Origin of the sequence: Flavobacterium sp. IMCC34518 (assembly GCF_027111095.2) — a bacterium.
Taxonomy (GTDB): Bacteria; Bacteroidota; Bacteroidia; order Flavobacteriales; family Flavobacteriaceae; genus Flavobacterium; species Flavobacterium praedii.
Window position 1 is genome coordinate 2,437,652 of record NZ_CP114284.2, and the last position, 20,323, is coordinate 2,457,974.

At 34.3% G+C, this 20,323-nt stretch carries 20 protein-coding genes and 2 tRNA genes; 9 read left to right on the forward strand and 13 right to left on the reverse strand.

What is annotated here, in order from left to right; all coding sequences use genetic code 11:
• The first annotated feature begins 106 nt into the window (after positions 1 to 106).
• From OZP06_RS10255 to OZP06_RS10265, 3 genes are all read left to right on the forward strand, one after another.
• Positions 107 to 179: transfer RNA gene (locus OZP06_RS10255), tRNA-Gly, on the forward strand.
• 64 nt (positions 180 to 243) lie between these two features.
• Positions 244 to 329: transfer RNA gene (locus tag OZP06_RS10260), tRNA-Leu, on the forward strand.
• A 104-nt stretch (positions 330 to 433) separates the two neighbouring features.
• A complete protein-coding gene (locus OZP06_RS10265; RefSeq protein ID WP_281237970.1) occupies positions 434 to 781 on the forward strand; it encodes a DUF1508 domain-containing protein in 348 nt (115 codons plus the stop codon).
• Between the two features lie 160 nt (positions 782 to 941).
• Here the strand turns inward: OZP06_RS10265 and OZP06_RS10270 are convergent, their stop codons facing one another.
• Together OZP06_RS10270 and OZP06_RS10275 are read right to left on the reverse strand one after the other, a co-directional pair.
• Positions 942 to 1,154 carry a hypothetical protein gene (locus OZP06_RS10270; RefSeq protein ID WP_269221766.1) on the reverse strand — a complete coding sequence of 71 codons (213 nt, stop codon included), beginning with the start codon at positions 1,152 to 1,154 and terminating at the stop codon, positions 942 to 944.
• A 395-nt stretch (positions 1,155 to 1,549) separates the two neighbouring features.
• On the reverse strand, positions 1,550 to 2,788 hold the full coding sequence (locus OZP06_RS10275; RefSeq protein WP_269221767.1) for a glycosyltransferase N-terminal domain-containing protein: 1,239 nt from the start codon (positions 2,786 to 2,788) through the stop codon (positions 1,550 to 1,552).
• 181 nt (positions 2,789 to 2,969) lie between these two features.
• Here OZP06_RS10275 and OZP06_RS10280 point away from each other — a divergent pair, with 181 nt between their 5' ends.
• Both OZP06_RS10280 and galE read left to right on the forward strand, forming a co-directional pair.
• Complete coding sequence (locus OZP06_RS10280; RefSeq protein WP_281323679.1) at positions 2,970 to 4,100, forward strand: DegT/DnrJ/EryC1/StrS family aminotransferase; 1,131 nt, start codon at positions 2,970 to 2,972, stop codon at positions 4,098 to 4,100.
• A gap of 103 nt (positions 4,101 to 4,203) precedes the next feature.
• Complete coding sequence (gene galE / locus OZP06_RS10285; protein WP_281323680.1) at positions 4,204 to 5,217, forward strand: UDP-glucose 4-epimerase GalE; 1,014 nt, start codon at positions 4,204 to 4,206, stop codon at positions 5,215 to 5,217.
• A 125-nt stretch (positions 5,218 to 5,342) separates the two neighbouring features.
• Here galE and fabD read toward each other — a convergent pair whose 3' ends face one another.
• Complete coding sequence (gene fabD, locus OZP06_RS10290) at positions 5,343 to 6,215, reverse strand: ACP S-malonyltransferase (protein WP_269221769.1); 873 nt, start codon at positions 6,213 to 6,215, stop codon at positions 5,343 to 5,345.
• A 579-nt stretch (positions 6,216 to 6,794) separates the two neighbouring features.
• On the opposite strand from fabD, the gene OZP06_RS10295 reads away from it, so the two are divergent.
• The 3 genes from OZP06_RS10295 (at position 6,795) to OZP06_RS10305 (ending at position 11,163) form a co-directional block, all read left to right on the forward strand.
• Entirely contained in the window at positions 6,795 to 8,261 is a 1,467-nt protein-coding gene (locus tag OZP06_RS10295; RefSeq protein ID WP_269221770.1) for a glycoside hydrolase family 130 protein, read from the forward strand.
• 61 nt (positions 8,262 to 8,322) lie between these two features.
• The gene (locus OZP06_RS10300; protein WP_281323681.1) at positions 8,323 to 10,587 is read left to right on the forward strand and encodes a glycosyltransferase; all 2,265 of its coding nucleotides are present in this window, start codon (positions 8,323 to 8,325) and stop codon (positions 10,585 to 10,587) included.
• 18 nt (positions 10,588 to 10,605) lie between these two features.
• Positions 10,606 to 11,163: a sugar O-acetyltransferase gene (locus tag OZP06_RS10305; RefSeq protein ID WP_281323682.1), complete on the forward strand. Its 558-nt coding sequence runs from the start codon at positions 10,606 to 10,608 to the stop codon at positions 11,161 to 11,163.
• 2 nt (positions 11,164 to 11,165) lie between these two features.
• On the opposite strand, the gene OZP06_RS10310 is transcribed toward OZP06_RS10305, so the two are convergent.
• The 8 genes from OZP06_RS10310 to OZP06_RS10345 all read right to left on the reverse strand — a co-directional run bounded on the left by OZP06_RS10310 (position 11,166) and on the right by OZP06_RS10345 (position 17,322).
• Entirely contained in the window at positions 11,166 to 11,390 is a 225-nt protein-coding gene (locus tag OZP06_RS10310; protein WP_269221773.1) for a (4Fe-4S)-binding protein, read from the reverse strand.
• A 15-nt stretch (positions 11,391 to 11,405) separates the two neighbouring features.
• Positions 11,406 to 11,690, reverse strand: a complete 285-nt coding sequence (locus tag OZP06_RS10315) for a GNAT family N-acetyltransferase (protein WP_269221774.1) — start codon at positions 11,688 to 11,690, stop codon at positions 11,406 to 11,408.
• Between the two features lie 81 nt (positions 11,691 to 11,771).
• A complete protein-coding gene (locus tag OZP06_RS10320) occupies positions 11,772 to 12,488 on the reverse strand; it encodes a pirin family protein (protein ID WP_269221775.1) in 717 nt (238 codons plus the stop codon).
• Positions 12,489 to 12,566: 78 nt separating this feature from the next.
• Entirely contained in the window at positions 12,567 to 13,142 is a 576-nt protein-coding gene (locus OZP06_RS10325; protein WP_281323683.1) for a Crp/Fnr family transcriptional regulator, read from the reverse strand.
• Positions 13,143 to 13,463, reverse strand: a complete 321-nt coding sequence (locus OZP06_RS10330) for a DUF6370 family protein (protein ID WP_281237960.1) — start codon at positions 13,461 to 13,463, stop codon at positions 13,143 to 13,145.
• A 4-nt stretch (positions 13,464 to 13,467) separates the two neighbouring features.
• Positions 13,468 to 14,628 (reverse strand): formate-dependent phosphoribosylglycinamide formyltransferase, encoded by a 1,161-nt coding sequence (purT, locus tag OZP06_RS10335; RefSeq protein ID WP_269221777.1) that lies wholly within the window; start codon positions 14,626 to 14,628, stop codon positions 13,468 to 13,470.
• Positions 14,629 to 14,983: 355 nt separating this feature from the next.
• Positions 14,984 to 16,189 (reverse strand): pyridoxal phosphate-dependent aminotransferase, encoded by a 1,206-nt coding sequence (locus OZP06_RS10340; RefSeq protein ID WP_269221778.1) that lies wholly within the window; start codon positions 16,187 to 16,189, stop codon positions 14,984 to 14,986.
• 41 nt (positions 16,190 to 16,230) lie between these two features.
• Complete coding sequence (locus OZP06_RS10345) at positions 16,231 to 17,322, reverse strand: acyl-CoA desaturase (RefSeq protein WP_269221779.1); 1,092 nt, start codon at positions 17,320 to 17,322, stop codon at positions 16,231 to 16,233.
• Between the two features lie 106 nt (positions 17,323 to 17,428).
• Here OZP06_RS10345 and rsmG point away from each other — a divergent pair, with 106 nt between their 5' ends.
• Positions 17,429 to 18,058 carry a 16S rRNA (guanine(527)-N(7))-methyltransferase RsmG gene (gene rsmG / locus OZP06_RS10350; RefSeq protein ID WP_269221780.1) on the forward strand — a complete coding sequence of 210 codons (630 nt, stop codon included), beginning with the start codon at positions 17,429 to 17,431 and terminating at the stop codon, positions 18,056 to 18,058.
• A gap of 126 nt (positions 18,059 to 18,184) precedes the next feature.
• On the opposite strand, the gene pruA is transcribed toward rsmG, so the two are convergent.
• Both pruA and apaG read right to left on the reverse strand, forming a co-directional pair.
• A complete protein-coding gene (gene pruA / locus OZP06_RS10355; RefSeq protein WP_269221781.1) occupies positions 18,185 to 19,813 on the reverse strand; it encodes an L-glutamate gamma-semialdehyde dehydrogenase in 1,629 nt (542 codons plus the stop codon).
• 96 nt (positions 19,814 to 19,909) lie between these two features.
• Positions 19,910 to 20,296, reverse strand: coding sequence for a Co2+/Mg2+ efflux protein ApaG (gene apaG / locus OZP06_RS10360; protein ID WP_269221782.1), 387 nt, complete (start codon positions 20,294 to 20,296; stop codon positions 19,910 to 19,912).
• Positions 20,297 to 20,323: the final 27 nt, after the last annotated feature.

Genomic DNA, 20,323 nt, shown 5'->3' on the forward strand with positions numbered 1-20,323 from the left:
GTTCTAAATTTGCAACCGCAAACAAGTTCAACGAACTCCTCTGATTGATAAAGTTAGGTGAGTTAATAGAAATCAAGTGTTGCTGTTCTTTTTAAGAATTGAAAATGCGAAAATAGCTCAGTTGGTAGAGCGCGACCTTGCCAAGGTCGAGGTCGCGGGTTCGAGCCCCGTTTTTCGCTCAAGTACCAAATAATACTTGGTTTGTTTTTATTTAATTTTTAAGTATAAAACATAAAGTAATTCGCTCGGATGGTGAAATTGGTAGACACGCTGGACTTAAAATCCAGTGAACAGCAATGTTCGTGCGGGTTCAAGTCCCGCTCTGAGTACAAGAAAGCTTCAAACTATGTTTGGGGCTTTTTTTTATGGTATAGTGGTTGGTTTTTTTTATTGTTTTATTCTTCAGGTGTTATAATCTTAAATCTTAAATCAAATGGGGGCTTTTGTAATAAGTAAAAGATTTGATGATCATTACAAATTTGTATTTACGTCAAGAAAAGGGAAAGTGATTTTTACTAGTATGCGATATGAGCTTAAATTTGAATGTGAGGAAGCTATAGAATATTTTAAAAACAATATAGAATTGGCAACTTTTTCTAAATTTAAATCACCAGGGAATAAGTACTTTTTTAAGCTTTTTTTGGATGGTGCACAAATTGCGTTAAGTAGAAAGTATACAACAGAATTAAGGGTTCAGAAAGGTATTGATGAAATTGTAAAATATGCTTCGGTATCAGAGATATTGGATTTCTCGGAAAATGATTTTATTTTTTTGGATTGAATTCGAAGCTTTTATTGAATAAAAAAATGCTATTTTGGAAATTTTCTGGGTAGCATTTTTTTTGGGGTTTTATTTGTTGGTGTAAGCTGTTTGCAGTAAAATAAAACCAAAAAAAAAGCTGCATAAAATGCAGCTTATTTTTTTCTAGCGTAATTTGAAATTACTTAGCTGGTGCAGCAGCAGGAGTTGCAGCAGGAGCAGCAGCAGTAGTGTCAGCAGCTACAGCAGTAGTGTCAGCAACAACAGCAGTAGTATCAGCAACAACAGCAGTAGAATCTACAGCTACAGCTTCTTCAGCAGGTGCGTCAGCTTTTTTACATGATACAACAGTTAATACAGCAACAACAGCTAAACTTAAAAATACTTTTTTCATCTTAATTTAATATAAAGGTTAATTATTAATTCGTGGCAAAGATATAAAATTTTTAATATGTAAAATATTTTTTCATTTATTTTTTTAAAATAATTTTCTATCAGGACTTTAGCTTTTCTTTTTAGGATATAATAATCAGAAAATATTTGTAAAAGTTAAATTGTAATATGAGTTCAGGTCAGTGTTTTAAACATAAATGAGAACTTAAAGTTGTCTCTATGTGTTGAAATTCATGTTTTTATAAGTGTTTCCTGTAAAGGAATTAACGTTTTAATTTTTTTTAGGAATTAATAGTATTTTTGGTTGTGTAGCTTAAACTAATAACTAATGGAATGTAAGGGATTAGTGTGTTTTATTTGAGTTTTTTTGTGTTGGTTTGTTTGTTTTATTTTGATTTATAGAGGTAGTTTTATTTTGTTTAAAATAGTTTCTGTTGCTCCTTTGTTTTTTTGTACAAAAGATTCGCATATTTTACCTGTTTTAAGTCTAATTGTTTTATTATCAATTAGTATTGAAAATGTTGCGTTTAATTCTTGATGGGTTTTAATAGAAAAACAGCCTTTTAATTGAACTAATTTTGTAGCCTCGTCAAAGTGCGAGTAATTTGGTCCTATTACTATAGGGATGCCAAATGTTGCAGGTTCTAATAAGTTGTGAACGCCTGGGTTTCCAAAACCACCGCCGACATAGGCAATATCTGCATAGCTATATATTTTTGTCAATATACCAATAGTATCAATGATAAACACGTCAAATTGTGATAAATCAAGGTTCTCTTTTTTAGAAAATAAAATAGATTTTTTTGTTATATTTTTTTGTAATAGCTGAATTTGTTCTGTTTTGATGTTGTGGGGAGCAATGATGAATTTTACATCTTCTGTGCAAGAATTGATATATTCTATGAGTAAAGATTCATCCTTCGGCCATGAACTTCCTATTACGATTGTTGTTTTATTGTTTTTAAATTGACTTATAAAATCCAATGAATTGTTTTTTTCTAAAATGGCTACCACTCTGTCAAAACGAGTGTCTCCAGAAATTGTAACATTTGTTTTGCCTAACTGAGTGATTAGTTTTTTTGAGATTTCATTTTGAACAAAAAAGTGAGTAAAAGTGTCTAAAGCTTTTCTGTAAAATCCTCCATACCATTTAAAGAATAATTGTTTTTCTCTAAAAATCCCTGAAATCAAATAGGTAGGAGTGTTCTTTTTGTGTAATTGATCTAAGTAATTAATCCAAAATTCATATTTAATAAAGAATACGAGTTCAGGATGTACTAATTTTAAAAATTTTTTGGCGTTTTTGGGTGTATCCAAAGGAAGGTAAACTGTTACGTCGGCAATAGTGTTGTTTTTGCGTACTTCGTAACCCGAAGGAGAGAAAAAAGTAACTACAATTTTATGATTTGGGTATTTGTCTTTGATCTTTTCAATTACGGGTAGGCCTTGTTCGTATTCTCCTAAAGAGGCTGCATGAAACCATATTGTGCGATCTTGAGTGGCTATTTTTTGTTCCAATATAGAAAATACATTTTTCCTTCCGTTCACAAAAAGTTTCATTTTTGGGCTAAATAGGGCAATGGTTTTTAATGCTAACTGGACGAATTGAATAGTTAAATTGTAGAGAAAATGCATTGATATTTTTTTTTGTAAAAATACATTTTCTTTGTGTTATTTTCATTGGTTTAAACTCATTAAATAACTATTTTTGTTGTGCTTGTTTGGGATTGCTAAATTGATGTAAAATTTGGTCTTACGGCAAGTTTACTTCTATTAATTGGTCTCGTGAATGGCATGAGATGTTAAAAAAGAATACATGAAAAAAATACAAATGGTTGACTTAAAAAGTCAATACGATAAAATTGCAACAACTGTTAATGCTTCTATTCAAGAAGTTTTGGATACCAATGCTTATATCAATGGGCCTCAGGTTCATGCATTTCAAAAATCGTTAGAAGAATATTTAGATGTGAAACATGTAATTCCATGTGCAAATGGAACTGATGCTTTGCAAATTGCTATGATGGGATTGGATTTGAAACCAGGGGACGAAGTCATTACTGCCGATTTTACTTTTGCAGCTACTGTTGAGGTAATTGCTTTGCTACAATTAACACCTGTTTTAGTAGATGTAGATTTGGTAAATATGAATATTTCTATTGAAGCAATTAAAAAAGCAATAACTCCAAAAACTAAAGCAATTGTTCCGGTTCATTTGTTTGGTCGTGCAGCCAATATGGAAGCTATTATGACTATTGCCAAGGAACATAATTTATATGTAATTGAAGATAATGCTCAAGCTATTGGAGCCAATTGTAAATTCTCTGATGGAACAAAAAAGAAAGCAGGAACTATTGGACATGTTTCTTCTACTTCTTTTTTTCCATCAAAAAACTTAGGATGTTATGGTGATGGTGGAGCAATTTTCACCAATGACGATGCTTTGGCACACAAATTAAGAGGGATTGTAAATCATGGAATGTACGAACGTTACCATCATGATGTAGTAGGAGTAAATTCTCGCTTGGATAGTATTCAAGCTGCAGTTCTTAATGCCAAGTTACCCTTTTTGGATGAATACGGAAAAGCAAGACAAGATGCAGCCAGAAAATATACCGCTGCTTTTGAAGGACATAAAAATATTATTGCGCCAACTATTTGTGATAATTGTGATTGTCATGTTTTTCATCAATACACATTACGCATTATAGATGCCGATAGAAACGGTTTGATGCAGCATTTGTTGGATAAAGGAATTCCTTGTGCTATTTATTATCCAATTCCGTTGCATTCTCAAAAAGCCTATTTGGATGTGCGTTACAAAGAAGAAGATTTCCCAGTAACAAATCAGTTAGTAAAAGAAGTGATTTCATTACCAATGCATACAGAACTTGATGATGAACAAATAAAATTTATTACGGATAGCGTTTTAGAGTTTTTAAAATAATCCACTTAGAGGCGCGATTTGTCGCGTCTTTTTTGTGTATTAAAAATTCACATATTAATTATAGAGACTCAAGAAATTGTATCTATAGCAAAAAAAAGCAAATATGAAAATACTGGTTACAGGAGGTTTAGGTTTCATCGGTTCTCATACTGTTGTAGAATTGCAAAATGAGGGATTTGATGTTGTTGTTATTGACAATCTTTCTAATTCTTCCGAAGAAGTTTTGAAAGGTATTGTCACTATTACAGGCAAAATGCCTCTATTCGAACAGTTAGATTTACGCGAGAAAAAAAGCGTGGAGGATTTTTTCAAAAGGCATAATGACATTAATGGAGTTATTCACTTTGCGGCATCAAAAGCGGTTGGAGAAAGTGTGGGAAATCCGTTGTTGTATTATGAAAACAATATTGCTTCTTTGATTTTCCTTTTGCAAGAGCTTTCAAAACAAGATAAAGCCAACTTCATCTTTAGTTCTTCTTGCACCGTTTATGGACAAGCGGAAGAAATGCCTATTACTGAAGATGCTCCTGTACAACAGCCAATGTCTCCATATGGAAATACAAAGAAAATAGGGGAAGAGATAATAAATGATGTTGCAAAAGCGACGAATATTAACGCAATTTTGCTGCGTTATTTTAACCCAATTGGATCACATCCGTCGGCTGAAATAGGGGAGTTACCAATAGGAGTTCCTCAAAATTTAGTGCCTTTTATAACCCAGACTGGTTTTGGATTGCGTGAGGAATTAGCTGTTTTTGGAGATGATTACCCAACTCCAGATGGAACCTGCATTCGTGATTATATACACGTAGTCGATTTGGCGAAAGCCCATGTAATCGCTTTACAACGTTTGTTAAATAAAAAAAATACAGAAAAAGTAGAAACATTCAATCTTGGAACTGGAACAGGAAGTTCTGTGTTGGAAGTCATTCGAAGTTTCGAAAAAGTAAGCGGCAAAAAACTCCCTTACAAAATTGTACCCCGTAGAGAAGGTGATATTACCGAAGCTTACGCAAATACCGATAAAGCCAATAATATATTGGGTTGGAAAGCGCAGTCTTCTTTGGATGAAGCCATGGAGAGCGCCTGGAAATGGGAACAGAAAATTAGAAGTTAGATTTCACATTATAAAAAAAACCAAATTGTCAAGTTGATGATTTGGTTTTTTTGTAAATAATAAAATCCTCATAAACAACTGTTCATGAGGATTGTTTTATAAGTCGGTTTTGACTAAAAAATTAATTAAGCATTTGCTGTTGCAGCTTCTTTATCAATTTTCCCAATCAAACCAGCTAATACTTTTCCTGGACCTACTTCGGTAAATAAAGTAGCACCATCAGCAATCATTTGTTGTACAGATTGGGTCCAACGTACTGGAGCAGTCAATTGTATGATTAGATTTTTCTTTATTTCTTCTGGTGATGAAACTGCAGTTGCCGTTACGTTTTGATATACTGGACAAATAGGGGTAGAGAATGTTGTCGCTTCAATCGCTGCCGCTAGTTCTTCTCTAGCAGGTTCCATCATTGGAGAGTGAAAAGCTCCGCCAACAGGTAGTAATAATGCACGTTTTGCACCAGCAGTTTTCATAGCTTCGCAGGCTTTTTCTACAGCTGTAGTTTCTCCCGAAATTACTAATTGTCCAGGGCAGTTGTAATTGGCAGCAACCACAACTCCATCAATTGATGCACAAACTTCTTCTACAATATTATCTGCTAATCCTAAAACGGCAGCCATTGTTGAAGGTTTGATTTCGCAAGCTTTTTGCATCGCTAGCGCACGTTGCGAAACTAATTTTAAACCATCTTCAAAAGACAAAGCGCCATTAGCCACCAATGCCGAAAATTCACCCAATGAGTGACCTGCTACCATTTCTGGTTTAAAATCTTCCAAGGTTTTAGCCAAAATAACCGAGTGTAAAAAAACAGCTGGTTGCGTTACTTTGGTTTCTTTCAATTGCTCTGCTGTGCCTTCAAACATAATATCGGTAATGCGGAAACCTAAAATTTCATTCGCTTTTTCAAATAATTCTTTTGCTAATGGTGAGTTTTCATATAAGTCTTTGCCCATTCCGGTGAATTGTGCGCCTTGACCTGGAAATACGTATGCTTTCATCTGTTGTTTTTTAAGTTTAACCCTTCAGCTTTTTCTGGGTACTAATTTGTTTTTTCAGATTGCAAAAATACTACTTTTTTTAGGAGCAGCAATTTTTTGCTTCTTAAGAACAGTTCTTCTGCTATTCTTTTCCATCTTTTATTCCATGGCAGTGATCAAAAACTTGCCTTGGAATAAAATGCGTTTTATTGCAAATGAAGTTCAATGAACGCTTTTGAAAATAAAAGCATAGTAGAGTAATCAGGGCTAAATGAGGGGATTTTATTTTTTAAATAAGTTTTTTTTAGAGTATTTGTAATGTGATAATTATCATTAAGTTAAGTTGTTTTTTATTCGTATATTTGATAGTGTTTGTTTAGAAAAATTTTAAAAAGTTCTGACTAAATTTTTTTAAACTTTTGTTATCCCTAAAATAACAAAACCCTTTAATCTGTATTTATATTTAAATAGATGCCTCTATCCGATTTAATGAAGTGTTGCGTCATTAAGAAATAAATTGGCTTTAGTTCTAAAAAAAGCCCTTCCTACTACAATCATAATATGCTTACTTATTATATTTTAATTAAATTAATATTTTTTATGAAAGTATCTGTTACTCGAAAAGACTTGAAATTTATGCCTGATTCAAGTAGGGTTGTGGCTCGATATTTCAATAGTGGAGAACAACGTACCAAAGAACTTGTTGGTCGTATATTGGTTATGAGTAATTATGAAGTTTCTCATACCCTGGAACAAATAAATAGAGGATTTGCACGAAGACACCGTAATATTTCGGAAATTTTTTATAGTAATTTTCAAAATATTTCGAATATAATTGCCGAAATGCAAATTAATGTAGCTGATTTGTCAGAAGAACAAAAACTACTAATAGGCTCTTATCTTACAATGGAATATTCCATAGAGTCTGCTGCTTTTTTTAACCCATCCATGGTGGAAGATTTTGATCAAACGAGTCTGGAAAAGGGTGAAAAACGGGTTGTTATTTCGTTTCGGGCGACTGGAGAAGGCCATGTTTCCTCTATCGTATTTAGAAGAGGAATTATAGATAAAGAGAATAATTTGCGAATGATGCGTATTGGTGATGATATTGAAAAAGCAGAGGTTTTGCATAAAATGATGTTTAACAAAAAGCGAGTTCTTTCTAAATTAGCAGAAATGCATACCTTGGATATTTATTCAAATATTTTATGTGATTTTCCAGAAGTTTTTGAGTATGAAGTGTTGAAAAATGCCTTGATGAAAGAATTGGCAAATCCAAATACAAGTAAAGAAAAAAGTGAGGCTTATGAAGAGGTGATTTGGTTGTTGGATTCTTTTTATGATGTGCAATTTAAACATGATTCCGATATTTCTGAGCGTGTTATTTTTCCTATTTCTGATACAGAAAGCCGAGGAATTGAAGATGCCCGTTTTGTTCGTTTTAGTGATGATGGCTATTTCGATAGTGTAATGGGAACTTACACTGCTTATAATGGACATTCGATACTTTCAAAATTAATTACAACAGAAGATTTTTATACTTTTCGGATAATGCCTTTATATGGTGAAGGATCACAAAGCAAGGGTATGGCTTTGTTTCCTAAAAGAATAAAAGGTAAATATGCCATGCTAGGCAGAATTGATGGGGTCAATAATTATTTGATGTACTCTAAACGTCCTAACGAATGGAAAAATCCACAAATTATTCAGAAACCCAAATATCCATGGGAATATACCCAAATTGGTAATTGTGGATCACCTTTATGGACAGAAGAAGGCTGGCTTGTAATTACACATGGTGTAGGTGCTATGAGACGGTATTGTATTGGTGCTTCATTGTTTGATTTAGAGGATCCTAGCAAAGAAATTGGCAGATTAGCTGAGCCCTTGCTTAGCCCTCTTGAAGACGAACGAGAAGGTTATGTGCCAAATGTAGTGTATTCCTGTGGTTCAATAATTCATAATAACAGCCTAATATTACCCTATGCAGTGTCCGATTATTCCTCTACCTATGCTGTGGTAGACTTGGTAGAATTATTGGATGCCTTAAAGAAAAGCAAACAATAAGTTGATGTTTTATATAGCAATTGATTTCTAATTAAATGCATAAGCAATAAAAGTAATAGCCATGAAATTAAAGAAAAATAAAACTATGTTATTAATGAGTTCCTACCCACCTAGACAATGTGGAATAGCAACTTTTTCTAATGATATAGTAAATTCCGTTAAATTGGTCTTTGGAAAATCGCTACCAATAGAAGTATGTGCCTTGCAAAAAAAAGAAAATCAATTCGAATATGATCCAGATGTTCATTTTATGTTAAATGTTGCCTCTATTAATGATTACCGTCTTTTGGCCGAAAAGATTAATAATCGTGACGATATTGGAATGGTTTGTGTCGAACATGAATTTGGCCTTTTTGAAGGTGATTATGGGGATTATTTATTGTCTTTTTTACTAGCTGTAAATAAACCTGTTGCAACCGTTTTTCATACAGTATTGCCTGGACCAAATGATAAATTAAAAAAAATTGTTCAAGCCATCATTGATTTGTCAAACAAAATTGTGGTTCTCACAAAAAAATCCCAAGAGATTTTGATGCAAGACTATGATTGTTTGGAGTCAAAATTAAGGGTAATTCCGCATGGGACACATATGGTTCTTTGGGATCAAAAGGAGAAAATTAAAAAGGATTTTCACTATTCTGATAAAATTGTTTTATCAACATTTGGATTAATTAGTGCCAATAAGAATATAGAAACTGTTTTGCATGCCTTGCCAAATGTTATTGCAAAACACCCCGAAGTGATTTATTTGGTAATCGGAAAAACGCATCCCGAAGTTTTGAATAAAGAAGGAGAAAAATACCGAACTATGCTAGTTGAGACTACTAAGGAACTTAAAATTGAGAATAATGTGATCTTTATTGATGAATTTTTAGATTTAAAAGAACTTCTCAATTATTTGATCATGTCTGATATTTATTTGTTTTCTTCCAAGGATCCCAATCAAGCTGTTAGTGGCACTTTTGCTTATGCCATGAGTTGTGGTTGTGCTATTATCTCGACACCAATAGCTCATGCCAAAGAAGATTTGAACTCAGGAATCGGAATATTATTAAAAGAATTTGATAAACCCAATGAGTTTCAAGAGGCTATTTTAGAATTGGTTGAAAATAAGGAGAAAAGATTAGAAATGAGTCAAAATGGATATGCATTAACCCATGAAACTACCTGGGAAAACATAGCCATAAAATATGGATTCCTTTTTGCAGAAGTGACTGAAAACAAGAAAAACCTAAAATTGAATTTCCCACGTATAAAATTAAATCATATTAAGGAATTGACCACCGAATATGGAATGCTACAATTTTCAAATTTTAGTCAACCTGATTTTTCATCTGGTTATACCTTGGATGATAACGCTAGAGCATTAATTAACCTAATTATGTATTACAATTCAAGCAAAGATGCTGATGTTTTGAGCTTGGTTAGTATCTATTTGAATTTTGTGGCAGGAATACAAAGGGATGACGGTAAATTTGATAATTATAAAGATTTAAATCTAGATTTGACATCACAAAATGAATTAGTAAATCTTGAGGATTCTAATGGAAGAGCTTTGTGGAGTTTGGGTTATACATTATCCAATCATAATTTGCTTCCTTATGTTCTTGTTGAACAAGCTCAAAAAGTTTGGGATAAGGCCGTATTTCATGTTGATTCCGTTACTTCTCCAAGAGCAATTGCCTATACCTTAAAGGGATTATATCACTATTACACCGTTAATCCTGAGGAAAAAATAAAAAACAATATTATTCAACTCGCAGATAAATTGCTCAATCATTATCATATCAATTCTGATGAAAATTGGTGTTGGTATGAGGATTATATGACGTATGTAAATAATGTGTTGCCTGAGGCGATGATGTATGGTTTTTTGGCAACAGGGGATTTAAAATATAAAAAAATTGCCTTAATTACATTTGATTTTTTGCTTTCTCATTATTTTATGAAAGGGGAATTTAGCGTAATCTCCAACAGAGGCTGGTTTGTAAAAGGTAAGAAAAAAAACGCTTATGGAGAGCAGCCTATTGAAGTGGCAACAACAATTATTACCTTACATTTGTTTTATGAAGTAACTGGAAATGTAAAATATAAAAACCAGCTAAATATGGCTTTTTCTTGGTTCTTGGGGAATAATCACCTGAATCAGATTATTTATAATCCTGTAAATGGTGCTTCTTATGATGGATTGGAAGAAAAAAATGTGAATATTAATCAAGGGGCTGAATCTACATTATGTTTCTTTAAAGCTCAAATGATTATGGATAAATATAAAAATGAAGATGTTTATAGGTATTCGGAAACAGCTGGTATATTTGCAATTTGATATTGAAATTTTTTTAAAATGACAGAAAAAGAAAAAATGCTTTTAGGCGAAATCTACTTTGCCAATGATAAAGAACTTATGCAAGAGCGTACTAATGCAAAAAAATTATTGCATAAATTAAATGTTACAGAATATTTGATGAATGGGAAATCACGTGCTATTCTCCGGGAGTTATTGCCTAATTCTCATAAGCGATTGTATATAGAGCCACCGTTTCATTGTGATTATGGGTACAATATCCATTCGGGGGAGAATGTGTATTTTAATGTCAATTGTGTGGTTTTGGATACTATGAAAGTGACTATTGGCAAAAATGTTTTCTTTGCACCAGGCGTTCATATATACACGGCTACTCATCCGCTGGATGCCATAGAAAGGAGAACTGTTGAAAGTTCAAAGCCTGTTTCTATTGGAGATGATTGTTGGATAGGAGGGAACTCTGTAATTTGTCCGGGAGTCACAATTGGTAATGGTTGTGTAATTGGTGCGGGATCTGTAGTAACCAAAGATATTCCCGAAAATTCTTTGGCAGTGGGTAATCCTGCCAAAGTGATTCGGAAATTAAATGAGGATTAAATCTATTTGTTCCTGTAAAAACTCAACGCTCCTGATGGACATTTGTTTATGGTCTCTATTATTTTTTCCGTTGTTGAACTTTCGGGCGTAATCCAGGGTTGTTCTTTCGGTTTGAAAACGTCAGGATTGTTGCGTACGCAATTTCCGGAATGAATGCATTTTCCGGATTGCCATACAATAGTTACTTCGCCATTAGTGTATTCTTTTTTGATGTTTTTTGGATCCATTTCAAATAATTTAATTTAGAGTACGTCATTATATTCAGGATTTTTTTCAAATGTTTTTTTTGCAAAAGGACATAGCGGAATAATTGTCCATTTTTTTTGTCTTGCTACTTCAACGGCTTTTTCTATTAATTTTTTGCCCAGACCTTTGCCATTAAATACGGGAGAAACTTCGGTATGATCAATGATTATTTTATTGGGGCCGGCAAATACAAAAGTCATCAAAGCTACTTTTCTGCCTTCGTTTGTAATATTGAAACTACCGTTTTTGTCATTGAATTCTATAGTTACTGTATCGCTCATGGTTTTTTTTTGTTAAGATTCTAAGTTCCTGAGATTCTAAATCTCTCAGAAACTTAGAATCCTAGTTACTTTTACGCTAAATTAATAAGCCATTGGGATTTCCATTAATAGAAACTTTGCGTCTGTTGTTGCTTTGATGTCCAAAGTTTCGAAATCAGTTATTCCTAAACCATCACGAGTCTCCAATTCCTGACCGTCAATAGTAATTGTTCCAGATATTACAAAAGCGTACATGCCGTTGCCTTCTTTTTTTAGTTCGTATTTTTTTGAAAATCCGGCACTAAAATCAGCTAAGTGAAACCAAGCATCTTGATAAATCCAAACTCCAGCATCATCAGGATTTGGAGATACAATTTGAGCAAAATTATTTTTTTGCTCAGCAGTGTTCAATGTGATTTGTTGGTAACGAGGTTCTACATTTCTTACTTTTGGGAATACCCAAATTTGAAAAAGTTTGGTACGTTGATCCGCATTTGGATTATATTCACTGTGTTGAATTCCAGTTCCGGCGCTCATTACTTGAACATCACCATTTTTTATAATTTCGGCATTACCCATACTGTCTTTGTGTGCCAAATCACCTTCAAGCGGAATGGTAATAATTTCCATGTTGTCATGCGGATGTGTGCCAAAACCCATTCCTGCAGCAATTGTATCGTCGTTCAAAACGCGTAAAGCGCCAAATTGAACTCTATCTGGATTGTACCAACTGGCAAAGCTAAAACTATGATAAGCGTTTAACCATCCGTGGTCTGCATGCCCTCTTGTATCTGCTTTGTGTAAAACTGTATTTTTCATGATGTATAAATTTAGTAATTTTTGTTATACAAATTTACAATCGTTTTGAGCGTTTGACACTTAATCTAGATTAAGAAGTTATTTTCTAAGTAATCGGGATTTCATTTTACTGTAATACTCAGGAGTCACACCTAAATAGGAAGCAATCTGCTTTTGGGCAACTTTCTGAAGGAGAGTGGGGTATTTTTTGCAGAATTTTTCAAAACGCTCTTCGGCAGTGAGGCTGAGGTTGTCCATTAAGCGCTCTTGGTTGGCTACGAGTGAATTTTCGGTAAGTATTCTGAAGAAACGTTCTAGTTTTGGAATTTCCCGATACAATATTTCTTGATTTTCTTTGGATAATAAAACCACTTCGGCATCTTCCAAGACCTCGATAAATAAGTTGCCTGGTTTCTGGGATATCAAACTGTACATGTCGCCAATCCACCAGCCTTCGCAAGCAAAACTCATTACGTGTTCTACAATATTGTCATTAATGTTGAAACTGCGCAGAATACCCGAATTTACAAAATAAGAGTGTTTGCAAATTGCGCCACTATTCAATAAAATCGTTTTAGTTTTATAATGCTGGATTTCAGTTTTGGACAAAAAAAGTTCTTGCTCCTGTGCAGTGAGATCTATATGTTGCGCAATGTTTTCGAGTATTAAAGCCATTTATTTTTGCTCTGGAAGTAAAATGAAAGTTGTGGCTTGAAAGCGATTGTTTATAATTTCTCCAGTAACTTCAGCTTTTCTAATCACTTCGCAAAAGCCATCTTTGGCATGTGCATCCCCGTGATCGTCAATTTTGGTTCCATCTACAAAATATGTTTTTCCATCGATTCGAACTGCTAGATCACAGCTTTTTCCTTTCATGCCAAAATTGCATTCCCCACAAGAAACTTCAACGATTTGAGTATTTACTTTTGTGTTTTTTTCTTGTGCTTGTAAAGCAAAAGAAAAAAAGAATATTGTAATTATTGTTGCTTTTTTCATGGTTTTAAGGGTGTACTGTTACTAATTTGGCAGCTTCTTTAGTTTTTTCTACCACTTCTTCAATTGGAGTGTCTAAGGTATCGTTGACCAAAGCAACACCCATTCTGCGATAGGGTCTTGAAGTTGGTTTGCCGAAAATTCTAAAATCGGTTTTGGGTAAAGATGCAATTTTATTCAAACCAGAATAGCTTGGGTTTTCTGAGTTTTCAGAAGCTGCAATAACAGCACTAGCTCCTGCTTTTTCTAGTGTGATTTCGAAAATTGGTAAACTTAAAATGGCACGTAAATGCAACTCGAATTCATTAAAATTTTGTGTTCCTGCCAAAGTAACCATTCCGGTATCGTGTGGCCTTGGAGATAATTCTGAGAAATAAACACCGTCATCAGCAAGGAAAAATTCGACACCAAATAATCCCGCTCCACCCAAAGCTTCTGTTACTTTCTCGGCCATGTCTTGTGCTTCGTATAAATCCTTATCGGATATTTTTGCGGGTTGCCAGCTTTCTTGATAATCGCCACGTTCTTGTCTATGACCGATTGGAGCGCAAAATAATGTGGGGTTGTTATTTTGAACTACAGTCAATAAAGTGATTTCCGAATTGAATTTAACAAAAGCTTCGACGATAACTTCAACTACATCACCACGAGAACCTTCTACCGCATATTGCCATGCTTTGTCAATCTCGGCAATGGTTTTTATAGTCGATTGTCCTTTTCCAGAGGATGACATTAGTGGTTTTACCACACAGGGCATTCCAACCGCTTCTACACCTTCGTGTAATTCTTGTGCGGTAGTAGCATAGCGATAATTAGCGGTACGTAATCCAAGTTCTTTGGCAGCCAAATCTCGAATGGCTTTTCGGTTCATGGTGAAGTTTGCCGCTTTCGCAGATGGTACAACCGTAATTCCTTGTTTCTCGTAATCATAAAAACGTTCGGTTCTTATGGCTTCTATTTCGGGAACGATAAAATCGGGCTGGTGTTTGGCAACAATTTTGTCCAATGCATCTCCATCGAGCATATTGATGACTTCAAATCCATGTGCTACTTGCATTGCGGGTGCATTTTCGTAACTATCGACAGCAATTACGGTTTGTCCGATGCGTTGTGCTGCGATTGTAAATTCTTTTCCTAATTCGCCAGAGCCTAGAAGTAATATTTTCATTAAAAAAAGTTTAGAAAGGTTAAGGGTTTGTGGTTTTATTTTGGTTTGTATAATTATCACAAAAATACATTATTTGTGTGAATTTTTTTTAGGAATGCCTATTGTGTTTTGCTTATTTCTTGAAATATTTTAAACGTGTTTTTAACCGCTAGCTCGCGTGAGGGACAGGAATAAGCTACCGAAGTAGCATGGATGGCCCGACAGCATAAAGCAAAGGGGCCGACTGAGCGGTTTGCTAAGTTGGCCCCTTTGTTTTATGGTGGCACGCCCAAATATTCATAAAAAAAAATAGTTTAAAGTAAAAAGTAATGAAACTTTAAACCTTAAACTATTTTGAACTTTAAACAAGTTTATGTTATGCTAGAACTTCTGTAAGTGAAACCGCTTCTTTAATTCTGCGTAATGCTTCTTTTAATAATTCTTCGCTGGTGGCATATGAAAAACGGATACAATCTGGATTTCCAAAAGCGTCACCTGTTACGGTTGCTACACAAGCTTCGGCTAAAAGATACATTGAGAAATCATTGGCATCTTTGATAAATGTTCCTTTTAGTGTTTTTCCGAAGAAAGAAGAAACGTCTGGGAATACATAGAATGCTCCTTCTGGAACGTTGATTTTTACTCCTGGAATTTCTTTTAACAATCCTACGACTAAATCTCTACGACTGTGGAAAGCGTCCACCATGTGTTTCAATACAGATGGGTCAGCATCTACAGCTGTAATAGTAGCGCGTTGTGCAATACTGTTGGCTCCACTGGTTACTTGTCCTTGTATTTTAGTACACGCTTTTGCAATAAATTCTGGTGCTCCAATATATCCAATTCTCCATCCTGTCATGGCAAATGCTTTGGCAACACCATTTACGGTAACGGTTCTTTCTAGCATTCCTGGAATAGAAGCAATACTGCAGAAAGTTCCTGAGAAATTGATGTGCTCATAAATTTCGTCAGCCACTACGTATACGTGTGGGTATTTTTCTAAAACTTTGGCAAGAGCAGTTAACTCTTCTCTGTTGTAAACCGATCCACTCGGATTACAAGGAGAACTGAACCACATCATTTTTGTTTTTGGTGTGATAGCTGCTTCTAATTGCTCTGGAGTGATTTTGAAATCAGTATCTACAGAAGTTGGAACTTCTACAGGAACTCCTCCTGATAATTTTACGATTTCGAAATACGAAACCCAGTATGGTGCTGGTAAAATAACTTCGTCACCATCGTTTAGCATTACTTGTGCAATGTTATACAAAGATTGTTTGGCTCCTGTTGAAACCACGATTTGTGACGGTTTGTAATCTAAATCGTTGTCTCTTTTGAATTTTCTGCAAATTGCTTCTTTCAATTCTGCATACCCTTCTACAGGAGAATAGGTGCTGTAGTTTTCGTCAATCGCTTTTTTAGCTGCTTCTTTGATAAAATCTGGAGTATTGAAGTCTGGCTCTCCTAAACTTAAACTGATAATGTCTTTTCCTTGCGCTTTTAATTCTCTTGCCAATGCAGCCATCGCTAATGTTTGTGATGTAGCTAAATTGTTAATTCTGTCTGAAAGTGGATTACTCATTAAAATGTAATTTTTTGGTTTATTCTTTTTTTAGATAATTATTATAGTGCGGGTTCTAACCCTAGTGTTCTTAAATGTTTGAAATGGGCAACAACAGCGGCTGTCATTGTCTTGTATTCGTAATAAGGTAATTGGCATTCTTTGGCTGTTTCCTTTACAATTTGTGCAATTTTCCCATAATGTACATGGCTAATGTGCGGAAAAATGTGGTGTTCGATTTGGTGGTTCAATCCACCAGTATACCAGTTAACAATTTTATTTTTTGGTGCAAAATTAACGGTAGTGAATAATTGGTGAATTGCCCATGTATTTTCCATTTCGCCAGCCTCGTTTGGTTGTGGATTGGCAGCTTCGTCAACTACATGCGCCAATTGGAAAACAATACTTAAGATTAATCCAGCAGTATAGTGCATGATGAAAAATCCAACCAAAACTTTCCACCAAGTGATTCCAATTACGATTGGTAAAACAATCCAAATAGACAAGTAAATAACTTTAGTGATGATTAATGTTGTCCAAAGTGTCTTTGGGCTTTTTGGTTCACCATAAGATAATTTTCTTTTTAGGTAACTGCTCATTTGTTTGAAATCAGTTGTTATGGCCCAATTGAAAGTCAATAATCCGTATAAAAATACCGCGTAGTATTGTTGAAATTTATGAAATTTATGCCATTCGGCTTCTTTAGAGAAACGCATAATTCTTCCTGCTTCTAAGTCTTCGTCATGACCAATAATGTTGGTGTAAGTATGGTGCAAAACGTTGTGTTGTACTTGCCAGTTGTGTACGTTTCCAGCTAATACATATATCGTTCCACCCATGAATTTATTTACCCAACTTTTGGTTGAATACGATCCGTGATTGGCATCGTGCATTACGTTCATTCCAATTCCGGCCATTCCAATTCCCATGACAATTGTTAGAAGTAGGTGTGCCCAAAATGGCATATCTAATGTAAGAATCAAAAAGTAAGGAACAAGAAAGACAGTAAAAAGAATAATAGTCTTTAAATGAATCTTCCAATTTCCGGTTTTCTCAATATTATTTTCTTTGAAATAGCTGTTTACACGAGAGTTAAGTGTTCTGAAAAACTTCAAATTGTCTTGCTTAGCAAATGTAGGTGGGGTATTGTTCATATGTTTTTTGAATATTTGCAAAGGTAACTAATATAAATTTTCAACATACAATATTGAGTTAAATATTTATAAGCTAAAAGCAGTACTTTTGTTAAAAATTTTTAAGATGGACGAGATTCTAAAGTATTTTCCTAACCTGTCTGATAATCAGAAGGAACAGTTTCAAAAATTGGATTTTTTATACCATGATTGGAATGAAAAAATCAATGTTATTTCCCGTAAAGACATTGACTCTTTGTATACTAAACACATATTACATTCTTTGGCTATAGCCAAAATAAATAAGTTTGAACCCGGAACATATGTGCTAGATGTGGGTACTGGCGGTGGTTTTCCTGGTATTCCATTGGCTATACTTTTTCCTGAAACCCGTTTTTTTCTAATTGATATCATTGCTAAAAAAATTAAGGTTGTTCAAGCTGTTGCCGAAGCATTGGAGTTAAAAAATGTAAAAGCAGAACAACTTCGTGCCGAAAATGTAAAAGGGGATTTTGATTTTATTGTAAGTCGAGCAGTGACCAATATGCCCGATTTTGTTTCCTGGGTAAAAACAAAAATAAAGAAACAAAACAAACACGAATTAAAAAACGGTATTCTTTATCTAAAAGGGGGAGACTTAACCGAAGAACTAAAAGATTTTCCGAAAGCAACTGAATATAATATTTCGGATTTCTTTGAAGATGAGTTTTTTGAAACCAAGAAAGTGGTGCACTTGCCTTTGAAGTTTGTGGTGTAGATTAAAAACTTTCAAGATTAAATTGCATATAAAAAGCAAACCCCACAAAATTTCAAAATAAATTGAATTTTTGTGGGGTTATAGTTTTTATTTCTTTCTAATTCCCCCTTCGGGGGTTAGGGGGCTTTATTCTCCCAAGAAAGGATATCTGTAATCTGTTGGAGTTACAAAAGTTTCTTTAATAGTTCTTGGAGAAGCCCAACGCAATAAGTTCAAGGCAGAACCTGCTTTGTCATTGGTTCCAGAAGCTCTTGCTCCACCAAAAGGTTGCATTCCTACAATAGCTCCAGTTGGTTTGTCATTGATATAAAAATTACCTGCTGCATTTTGTAAAGCAGTAGTTGCTTCTTCGATTGCATAACGGTCTTGACTGAAAACAGCTCCAGTTAAAGCATATTCAGAAGTAGAATCTACTAATTTCAATGTTTCGGTCCATTTCGCATCTTCGTAAACGAAAATTGTCATAACCGGTCCGAATAATTCCGTTGCCATTGTGCTGTAATTTGGATTTGTAGTTACAATAATAGTTGGTTCAATAAAATATCCAACAGATTTATCATAATTTCCACCAACTATAATTTCAGCATCAGCATCTTTTTTGGCTTGATCAATAAAACTTGCCAATTTATCAAATGACCCTTCGTGAATTACCGCAGTAATAAAGTTGCCAAAATCTTCCGGAGAGCCCATTTTCATTGATTTAGTATCAATGATTAATTGCTCTTTTAATGCTGGCCATAAGCTTTGCGGTACATAAGCTCTTGAAGCAGCTGAACATTTTTGTCCTTGAAATTCAAAGGCTCCACGAACAATTCCAGTAGCCACTTGTTTAACATTAGCACTTGGATGAGCGATGATGAAATCTTTACCACCTGTTTCTCCAACAATTCTTGGATAGGTTTTGTAATGATGAATGTTGGTTCCTATTTTTGACCAAATATCTTTAAAAACATGTGTTGATCCTGTAAAGTGAATTCCAGCAAAATCACGGCTCGCCAAAACAGTATCTGTAATCATCAAAGCATCTCCAAAAACAACGTTGATAACACCATCAGGAACTCCTGCTTCTTTGAAAACATCTATAATGATTTTTGCTGAGAATACTTGGCTGTCACTTGGTTTCCAAATTACAACATTCCCCATCATTGCTGCACTTGCAGGTAAATTGGCAGCTATAGCGGTAAAGTTGAATGGTGTAATTGCATAGACAAAACCTTCAAGTGGTCTGTATTCTAAACGATTCCACATATCTGAAGTTGATTTTGGCTGATCCGCATAGATTTGTGACATGAATTCAACGTTGAAACGTAAAAAATCAATTAATTCGCAAGAAGCATCGATTTCTGCTTGAAATATATTTTTGGACTGCGCAATCATTGTTGCTGCATTTATTTTGGCTCTGTATGGACCTGCAATTAATTCAGCTGCTTTCAAGAAAATAGCGGCTCTTTGTTCCCAAGCCATATTGGCCCATGCTGTTCTTGATTCTAATGCGTTGGCAATGGCGCTTTCAACATGAGATTTTTCGGCTAAATGATAGGTTCCCACAATATGCTGATGATCGTGTGGAGCAGTCATGTTTTTGGTATTCCCAGTTCTAATTTCTTCGCTTCCAATATACAATGGAACATCGATTTTAGTATTCCACATGGCTTTGTAAGCTGCTAGAACTGAAGCTTTTTCTGGAGAATTGGGAGCGTAACTTTTTACTGGCTCATTTACCGCATTGGGTACATTGAAAAATCCTTTTAACATATCTTTATAATTAAATAGTAAACAATTAGATAATTTGATGCAAAAGTACGAAGGAAAGATTTAAATCATGATAAAAATATCATAATAAAAGTCAAATTAATTTAAAGCAAAAGGGGCACACATTCTAAAAGTTGGTACAATTACTCTGAATGATTTTGTAGAAGTAAAATTAATCATATTGAAATAGCCTTTCATAGCTCCATAAGGAGATGATAATAAACAACCTGAACTGTAAGTGTGTTGTTCTCCAGGTTTTAAAACTGGTTTTTTCCCAATAACACCTTCTCCGTCTACAAATTCTAAATCGTTTAAAGAATCGTAAATTTCCCAATGACGTGATGTTAATTGTACGGAATCTTTACTATGGTTTTCAATTGTAATCTCATAACTAAAGGCAAAGTGAATTTTGTAGTTTTTGAAGTAGGTACCTTCAAAACTAGTCAAAACTGAAATTTTTATGCCTCTTGTTATTTGTGAAACCATGTTAAAGAGCTAATTAAGTGCTGTATG